Origin of the sequence: Amycolatopsis sp. SID8362, from assembly GCF_010550475.1 — a bacterium.
Taxonomy (GTDB): Bacteria; Actinomycetota; Actinomycetes; order Mycobacteriales; family Pseudonocardiaceae; genus Amycolatopsis; species Amycolatopsis eburnea.
Genome location: NZ_JAAGNB010001541.1, coordinates 1 through 1,556, shown reverse-complemented (window position 1 = coordinate 1,556; position 1,556 = coordinate 1). Strand labels below are relative to the sequence as shown.

Genomic DNA, 1,556 nt, shown 5'->3' with positions numbered 1-1,556 from the left:
CGCCGCTGTTCCGCGGGCTCATCCGCGGCGCGCGGCGCCCGTCGGCCGCGCCGGAGGAAGGCGCGCTGGCCGCCCGGCTGGCCGAGGTGCCCGCCGAAGAGCAGGAAGCCGTCCTGCTCGACCTGGTGCGGACGCAGGTCGCGGCCGTGCTCGGGCACGCGTCCGCGGACGCCGTCGACCCGGAACGCGGCTTCGGCGACTTCGGCTTCGACTCCCTCAGCGCCGTCGAACTGCGCAACAACCTGGCCGCCGCGACCGGTCTCCGGCTGCCCGCGACGCTGATCTTCGACTACCCGGACCCGCGGGTGCTCACCGGCTTCCTCCTCGCGGAACTGGGCCGGGGCGACGCGGAAGCGGCCGATCCGGCGTTGACGGCGTTGGCCCAGCTCGAAGCGGGTCTGGCCGCCGGGGAACCGGCGGAAGCGACGCGGATGGCGCTTAGAACCCGTTTGGAAGTGCTGCTTGCCACCCTCTACCCGCGGACCGGTGCGGAGGAGGGCGAACGCCTCGACACCGCCACGGACGAGGAGCTGTTCGCCCTGATCGACCAGGACTTCGAAGTTCGCTAGCGGCCGCCCGCCGACCCCACGATCCACCGAGGAGACGCCCGGAATGGCGAACGAAGACACCCTCCGCGACTACCTGAAGCGGGCCACGGCCGACCTGCGGCAGGCCCGCCAGCGGCTCGGCGCGACGCGCTCGCAGCTGGCCGAGCTCGAAGCGCAGGCCAGGGAGCCGATCGCCATCATCGGGATGAGCTGCCGCTACCCCGGTGGCGTCGGCGACCCCGACGGGCTGTGGGACCTGGTCGACTCCGGCCGCGAGGGCATCGGGCCGTTCCCCGAGGATCGCGGCTGGGACCTGGGGAAGCTCTACGACCCGGACCCCGACCAGCCCGGCACGTACTACGTCACCGAAAGCGGTTTCCTGCGCGAGGCCGCGGACTTCGACCCGGCGTTCTTCGGCATCTCGCCGCGTGACGCCCTCGCGATGGACCCGCAGCAACGGCTGCTGCTGGAGCTGTCCTGGGAGGCCATCGAGGCGGCCGGGCTGGCGCCGTCGTCGCTGCGGGGCAGCAAGACCAGCGTGTTCGCCGGCGTGATGTACAACGACTACGCGGCCCGGCTGCAGCCGGTGCCCGACGGGTTCGAAGGGTTCATCGGCAACGGCAGCGCGGGCAGCATCGCGTCCGGCCGCGTCGCCTACACCTTCGGGCTGGAGGGCCCGGCGCTCACCATCGACACGGCGTGCTCGTCGTCGCTGGTGGCGCTGCACCTCGCCGCGACCGCGCTGCGCCGCGGCGAGTGCTCGCTGGCGCTGGCCGGCGGCGTGACCGTGATGTCGACGCCGACGGCGTTCATCGAGTTCAGCCGGGCCCGCGGGCTCGCCCCGGACGGCCGGTGCAAGTCCTTCGCCGCGGCCGCCGACGGCACCAGCTGGGGCGAGGGCGCCGGGATGCTGCTGGTGGAACGGCTTTCCGACGCCCGGCGCCTCGGCCACCCGGTGCTGGCCGTGGTCCGCGGGACCGCGGTCAACCAGGACGGCGCGTCCAACGG

At 73.7% G+C, this 1,556-nt stretch carries 2 protein-coding genes; both read left to right on the top strand.

The genetic code is table 11. The features are described from left to right. The coding region (locus G3I65_RS47365; protein ID WP_160701907.1) for an acyl carrier protein at positions 1-569 on the top strand (569 nt) is incomplete at its 5' end. 43 nt (positions 570-612) lie between these two features. Then, positions 613-1,556 (top strand): beta-ketoacyl synthase N-terminal-like domain-containing protein (locus G3I65_RS47360; RefSeq protein ID WP_203612705.1); only part of this gene is annotated, 944 nt, incomplete at its 3' end.